This window comes from Vulcanisaeta sp. EB80 (assembly GCF_002078205.2).
On record NZ_LCWN02000085.1, the window covers coordinates 1 to 7793 of the forward strand.

The 7793-nt window shown below is 48.4% G+C and carries 3 protein-coding genes and 1 pseudogene; 1 reads left to right on the top strand and 3 read right to left on the bottom strand.

Features of this window, described 5'->3' with window-relative positions:
• Window positions 1-1196: cobaltochelatase subunit CobN (locus tag B7L70_RS11145; RefSeq protein ID WP_143701636.1), on the bottom strand; the 1196-nt coding region annotated here is incomplete at its 3' end.
• Window positions 1197-1315: 119 nt separating this feature from the next.
• On the bottom strand, window positions 1316-3718 hold the full coding sequence (locus B7L70_RS11150) for a cobaltochelatase subunit CobN (protein ID WP_081228258.1): 2403 nt from the start codon (window positions 3716-3718) through the stop codon (window positions 1316-1318).
• Window positions 3719-3809: 91 nt separating this feature from the next.
• Between B7L70_RS11150 and bchH the strand changes: the two genes are divergently transcribed.
• On the top strand, window positions 3810-7490 hold the full coding sequence (bchH, locus tag B7L70_RS11155; protein ID WP_081228259.1) for a magnesium chelatase subunit H: 3681 nt from the start codon (window positions 3810-3812) through the stop codon (window positions 7488-7490).
• Here the strand turns inward: bchH and B7L70_RS13580 are convergent.
• Window positions 7479-7793, bottom strand: a pseudogene (locus B7L70_RS13580) (hypothetical protein); the annotation flags it as partial. The gene bchH and the pseudogene B7L70_RS13580 sit on opposite strands and share 12 nt — an antisense overlap.

A 7793-nucleotide genomic window follows, 5' to 3' on the forward strand; every position in this document is an offset into this window, starting at 1 on the left:
ACGTACTCGGGCGAATTGACGATACCTCCACGTATTAGCTCCTTAACGAGGTCGCTAGGCGGATCATCCACGGCATACCCAGCGTCCCTTAGCGCCTTCAGTATCACCTTCACGCTCTCTATAACATCAAGGTACGATGCCCTGCCGAGGTTATGTTCGCCGGGTGGGTAATTATAAATTATGATGGCTATCCTCTTATCACGATTACTTTTTCGCCTAAGGCTTAGCCAATGATTGATCCTGCCGCCTAACCTACGTACTCTATCATTGATCGGCACTATGCCTAATAAATCCCCGTTCAGCACGTCTGACCTACGTAATCTACCTATACCACCAATAACTACGGGCTCCGCCACACCCTCTATCTCGGGCATAATGACCTGGAACATTAAATCGAAGAAGTTCAAGCCCTGGGGCGAGGCTTGCCAGGACTCGACATCATCGGCGTGCATGACCAAGCCCCTGAGGACTACCGTGTTCAACCTCCTATAGGTTGAGATCGCGGTCTCCGGGAACGATGGCTCGCCCTTATATGTAAAATCGAGCACCAGGTCTGGGTAAATGCCCGCCTCAATCAATTTATTCAATGCATTAGCATATAACCCATACCTTGAATACGCAATTACGTAATTAGCATTAACGAACTCCCTAACCATCTTAAGTATCGACACCTCCTCAAACGTTGTTGGGTAGTAGAGCAAAACGGCTATTAACGGAGCCTCCCTATTGCTAACCACGGGCTTCTCGATGAATTTCAATTCCTCATCTACAAAACCCACGTCAGGCACTACCTTAGGCTCATCGTACGGCACCCCCGAACCAGTGAACGTGTTGTATAAATATACGAGTAGATCCCTCAGGTTCTCCCTGCTCGGGTTATCCCAATAGTTAAATACCTTGATGAGGTCGAGATTGGTAGGGATCTTCGAAAACTCGGCGGCATAGGGCGTCAGGGGCACCACGTAATTCGAGTAAGACCTCGCCAACTCACCTATCGACCTATTACATATTGAAAGCAATACCACCTCCGAATCCCTGATGAGCCCCAGGATGCTCCTCTCCTCACCCCTCTTATGGTACTTATAACCGTAATATATGTTCAAATCAATACTAAGCCCCCTACCCCGCAACTCACGCAACACCTCCTCAAGCATGACCGAGTAACCAACCCTACCGAGAACAAGCAGGAACCTCATGCAACCACCTTGAACTCCCTCTCAACGTCAAAGTCCCTAAACACCTCGATGCGCACCACGTAGTAGGATAAGCATCCTATTTAAAAACATTACTGCAAAATCTCGCCTTACATTACCCATTAGGTGCTCGGCAGGACTTGGGAAATAACCTCCTTTAAGGCATTTTCAAGAACACTCCATGCGAGGTTACCATCATCTACTCCCATAGCGATGAGTTTTTCTAAAGCCTTTTGAGCTATCTCCATGAGCAATTCCTTAGCCTTCCTATTACTTACACCCAACCTCTCGCAAAAGCCTGCAGGGTTGTTCACGATATCGTCGTAGTCAAGCCCCAGGTATGCGGCAACAGCCCTTAAGATCGATCTCCAGTTGGGCGTGTCAAACTCCATAACAGTTGCTGCTGCCTTAGCGAGCTTTGCTGGTTCGTAATCGGCTTTACCAAAGATGTGAAGCCCATCCTCAACCTGGCTTGTCCTCACCAAGTCGAGGTATCTATGAACATCCTCAACAACCTTCTCCTCAGGCCCACTGACACTTATTGGCAACCCTAGTTCCCTGATCTTAGACACGAGTTGACTATAAACAATTTTCGCCCTATGAATCTCCCCAAGCCTAGCAACTCTCTCGTACTCCTCAACAAGCTTATCAAGCTCCTCTAAACCACCCCTGGCATCCATCATTGGTGGGTATAAGTGATCGATTATGGTTGCGTAGCCCCTCCTTTTGGCGATGACCCCCTCCATTGGGTTGGAGACTACGTATATGTATAGGAATGGCACATCATCAATCGATATCTCGGGCCAGCACGATGGAGATAAGCCGACTCCTTTGCCAGGCCTAAACTCTAAGTAGCCGTGGGTACCCACATGGAGTATTAGGTGCGCTTTAAATACTCTCGTAATCCATCTATAAACAGCTAGCCACTGATGTGGTGGTGGTATTGTTGGGTTATGCAGGATCTTGCAAATTCTCCCGTCACAGCCCGCACCTGCACATCCAAATTTTGGCTGTGGAATTACGACTACGTTGCCGAACCTTAGGCCAGGCACTATGAATTTCCCCTCATAGATCCCCCCAGCAAATATCTTCTCTATCCTCCCCCTCGCCAGGTCCTCAGGGTGACCCCACTCCTTAATCATCACCTCCCTAACATCCTTCGGAAGCTCATTAAACCACTGCATGTACAGCTCTAGTGGCACCATATCTATGTATCCGCCCCTCTTGACTATATCCTTGACGCTAGTCCACCTAAACTCACTAGTGGCTCTCCTCTCAAGGTAGAGATTTATGAGCTCCTTACCGTTCCTGGGAAGCTTGGATGCATCACCAACGTTATAGCCGAGCTCGGCAAGTCTATGAAGAATCCTGACGACAGTCTCCGGTACATCAAGCCCAAACCCGACACCAATCGATGCCTCCAAGCCTCTGCATGGAGGGTTATTCAACACTATGGCTATCCTCCTCTCACTTGGCTTAGTGCGCCTAAGCTCCACCCACCTCCTAACCCTCCTGGCAATCAACCTTACATGATCATTAAAAGGTTCGTAGATCTTCGAACCATCCTCAAGCTTCTTAGCGCAAGCAACGAGTATCGGCTCTATAGCCCCATCAACCTCGGGCATGATAACGTTATATACCTGCGTAAATGGTGAAACCCCGGCGGTGCTCGCAAGCCACTCATTAATGCTTTGATAGTGCTCAAGTATGGGCTTTATGATCGGCACCCCAAGGCTTTTCAAAAGCTCGACCCCCCTAGCAATAGCAAAGCTCCTTCCGCGATCCTCAACATACCACCTACCGTGATCCAGTACGAAAAAGGAGGTTAATACAATGGCGGCATCAACAATGGGCTTCCCATCAATCATTAGAAACTCCCTTATGGTATCCTCAATTGTCGGCGTATTCAATAAATAGTCCCTAAAGCCAAACGTAAATACTGGTACGACCCCAAGACCCTCAGACTCTAAGGCATTTACCAAAGCCTCTACATAACTGACGTTACCTTCAAGCCAGGAACCGCGGTAAAAAATCACGGCAACAAGAGGTCTACCCGCATAGGGGTATTTCTTCAGGAACTCCTTCGCCGATGTAAAAACACCTAGCCTTGGGTGCCATATGCCGTGCCAAGGAATTTCAATTGGCGGTGATGGCTCTGCAGGTAGCCCAAGGTACTTCAACACGAGCTTTATGAGCGACTCTATGTTCTCCTTTCCACCAAGTTTAAAGTACCTCCAGGCATCAGGGAGTATGGCTGTGCCCCTCAACAACTCCTGAAAGCTCCCTGAAAAGCTTAGAATGACCCTAGCATTACTACTCCTAATGGCCTCGATAACGTTCGCCGGGAGCTCGTGAGCATATATGAGCACCGCATCAGAGCTCTTAATGAAGTCCACGTACTGAGGACTCTTCTCGTCAATCGTGACGATATACTCAACCCCAAATTTTTCAGCAATCCTCTGCATAACCTCCCTGAACACTTTAACCTGAGAACCTCCGTAACCTAGGATAACGGATATCTTCACGTACCAACACGTTACCGCGTATTTATTAAAGTTATTTTCAAGTATGTGATAAATAATTACATAATACTTATTACGAATAAATATGATACATATGGCGGAATTAAGGGTTACCTTACTCTCCACTAAGACAAGCCTTAGAACCCTTTTTAACGCCGTTAAGAGCGTCGAGAAGGAGGCGGGAGTAAGGATCAACCTTGGCGTTATTTATACGTGTGACCTCCATAGACTTAGCTCTAAGGAGGCATCATCGAAGATTATAGATACGGATATTTTATTAATCGATGTTCGTGAGTTTCTACCTAACTATGTCGAGGAGGCCATGGCTAGGTCTAGGGCTAAGATCATTGTGCCTCTAGTTGGTGGAACAAGTACTATTGCATACCTAAGGCTAGGCAACCTCTCTGGGGAGACTCTCGTTAGGAGACAGAGACCTCTTGATTTTGACGCTGATAGAATCAATGTCGCTAATGTGTTTAAGGTCCTTAATGTTGTCGAGAAGGTCTTCAGAACCTTACCTCTAGGTGTCCTGAGGGACTACAGGAACTATATCTGGCTAACCAAGTACTGGACATACTGGGGCGAGCGCAACCTAGAGAATATGCTTAAGCTCTTACTATCGGAGTACCTCGGGTTTAATTTAAGGTTTGAGGAGCCTCGTAAAGGGATTGAAAACTGTCTATTCCTGCCTGGAAAGGGGTGCGTGGACCAGGTATATACGCCGAGGAGACCAGCGGTGGCGGTGTTTCTCTACGGCGGTATGCACTTCGATCAAAGCTTACCTGTGGCGGAGACTTTAAAGAAGGAGCTAGAGTCTTTAGGTATAGAAACCATTTTCGTTGTTGGGGGTACGGCAGAGGGCATATTGACGCAGCTAGATACGCTGAGAGGGTTCACCACGGCAGGCGGGAAACCCCTCGTCGATGCTGTCGTGAATCTTCAGTGGTTCATAATCAACGGAGGACCTTACGGCGGTGATGTGGAACCTACCAGGAAGCTCTTTCTGGACTCAGGCTATCTTCTATTTAACGGCCTCATTGCATATATGAGGAGGTACTCGGATTGGAGGGATGATCCAAGGGGCCTCTCGCCAATCGAGGTCATAACGGGCATCGCCCTGCCCGAGGTTGATGGTGCTATAGAGCCGATAATATCCGCGGTGATCGACGATACTGAGGAAACGAACATCCTCGTACTTAATGATAGGGTTAAGAAGAAGGCTTCCCGAATTGCTAGGTGGATTCAGCTTAAGCATAAACCAAATAGTGAGAAGAGGGTTGCCATAATAATCTATAATTACCCTCCTGGAGAAGAAAATGTTGGCTCGGCCGCGTATTTAGATGTATTTGCGAGTCTCGAAACCCTGCTAAAATCCCTCGCCAATGCTGGGTATAGAGCAGAGATGAGATCAAAGGATGAGCTTGTGGCTCATGTGAGAGACCTCCTAGTGAATTCCCCGAAATGGGGTCCATATAAGGGAGATGCAATAAAGCTTCCCTTAAGTAAGTACCTAGAGTTCTATAACGCCTTACCTAAGGAGCTTAGGGACGCCGTTGAGAAGGTCTGGGGTCCACCGCCAGGGAGTATAAACATTGATGATGATGGGAATATAATCATTCCCGGCACCACCCTAGGCAACGTTTTTATAGGCGTTCAGCCGTCCAGAGGGTTTCACGAGGATCCGAAGAAGCTTTACCACTCAAAGGATTTGCCACCGCATCACCAGTACATAGCGTTCTACTATTGGATTAAGGACTCATTTAAGGCCGACGCTGTGATTCACCTGGGTACTCATGGAACCCTGGAGCTTCTACCAGGTAAGGAAGCTGGTTTATCAGGGAATTGCTGGCCGGATGTCCTAATCTTCGATCTCCCGAATATATATGTCTACCACGTTACTAACCCATCCGAGATGACTATCGCTAAAAGGAGGGGCTACGCATATATAGTTACGCATGCACCACCGCCATTCACAAACGCCGACCTCTACGGTAAGTATGCGGAGCTTGAGCAACTCGTTCATGAGTATGAGGAGGAACGCGATATTGAGAGGAGGAATGTTGTCCTGAAACTGATAAAGGAGTTGTGTAATGAATTGAACATAAGGTTTACCAGCGTTGAGGAGCTCCACGACTACCTCTACGAATTAAAGAAGAGCGTAATACCCAGGGGTCTTCACGTCCTTGGCAGGACGTGGAACAATGAGGACGTAGTTAATTACGTGCTATTCGTTGTAAAGAGGGATGGGGATGTAAAGTCCTTAATTAGGCTCATAGTTGAGGAGTGGGGGTTGAGTTATGACGAGGTAACATCCAACCCAAGTAAGCTGTTTAATGGGGTTAAAGGCTCCGAAGTCTTGGATAAAGCCGAGAAACTTGCTAGAGAGATGATAGTACGTATCTTAAATGGCGAAGATCCGAGAAAGATCGCTAGGGAATTCTTTAGAAGGTCTAGGGATGAGGCTGTTGAAACCCTTGAATACATTAAGGATCTCATTGATAGGGTCAGGAAGAACGATGAAGTGGGGGCTGTTTTGAAGGCGCTTAACGGTATTTACATAGAGCCTAGGGCTGCTGGGGACCCGATAAGGACACCGGAGGTGTTTCCAACGGGGTGTAATGGCTATGCCTTCGACCCTAGGCTAATACCCAGTAGAGCCGCCTACATCAGGGGTGCCAGGATTGCTGAGGAGCTTGTCAGGGGCTTTAAGGAGAGGTACGGTAGGTACCCAGAGACGTTGGGTTTCGTATTGTGGGGTTTCGAAACAGCGCAGACTAGGGGAGAGACGATAGGCATGATTCTCCAGCTACTTGGTGTTAGGCTCATTAGGGATAGGGGTCCATGGTACCCGAGACTGGAGGTTATACCCCTTAAAGAGCTTGGCAGACCGAGGATAGACGTTATTATGACCATCTGCGGCTTCTTTAGGGACATGTTCCCAAACCTAGTACAGCTACTGAGCCAGGCTGTGAAACTCGTCGCTGAGTTGGATGAACCAGTGGAGGCGAACTTCGTCAGGAAGCACTACCTAGAACTTAAGAGACTTTATGGGGAGGAGCTGGCGTTGGCGAGGATATTCGGCCCCAAGCCAGGTACCTACGGGACTAGGCTTCCTGAGTTTATAGAGTCCTCTAACTGGTCCACGGAGGAGGAGCTCGTGAATATCTACCTCGAGGACATGGGCTACGCATACACGGACAAGGCCCATGCCGTGGAGGCGAAGAGACCCCTTACGGATATGCTAAAAAGCGTTGACTTAGTTGCTCAGGTCAGAAGCACCGCTGAGTACGACATCGGAGACCTCGACCACTACTACGAGTTTATGGGCGGGCTTAGGAGAGCCGTAGAGGTTTTGACGGGCAGGAAGGTGAAGGCCCTATGGATGGACACCACAGGCGCTAGGGACAGGGTGAGGAGTGCCGAAGAAGCTGTCGAATTCTGGGCCAGGACAAGGCTGCTCAACCCCAAGTGGATAAGCGCAATGCTTGAGCACGGCTATGATGGCGCTAGGGAGATTATGAAGAGGATTGAGTACCTATTGGGACATGCCGCATTAACGAAGGCTGTGGCTGAGTGGGTGTGGACGGAGGTTGCGAAGACGTACGTACTGAATCCAGAGGTCAGGGAAAGGATGAGGAGGGCAAACCCATGGGCGCTGCATAGAATTATAGAGGTTCTATACGAAGCCCATAGGAGGGGATATTGGAGACCAAGTGAGGAGCTTCTGGAGGAGATAGAGAGGGTGAGGCTGGAGGTAGAGAGATCACTTGAGTAGGTCCTGGCCCATAAGCTCCTTCGTAACCCTACTACTCTCACTCAACTTCACAAGCTTTGGGTAGACAATGACGACCTTGACTACGAGGGCGAAGAGCCTTAGTTTATACGCATAATCTATAAGTCTCCTATCATTCCTCTCAACACCCTCCTTCTCAATGAGATCGGCGATCTCGTTAAATGCCTCCACATCCTCCATGGTATACTCCTTAGTGTCTTTATCGAGAAGCTTAACAAGCCTTTCATAAACCTCCCTCGTGTAGTATTTGGACTTTGTGGGAGGCAGTAAAGCCCTTAAAACCGC

Excerpts from the sequence above, each read along its gene's own strand:
- bchH (WP_081228259.1), top strand. The coding sequence starts at position 3,810 with ATGGCGGAATTAAGGGTTACCTTACTCTCCACTAAGACAAGCCTTAGA.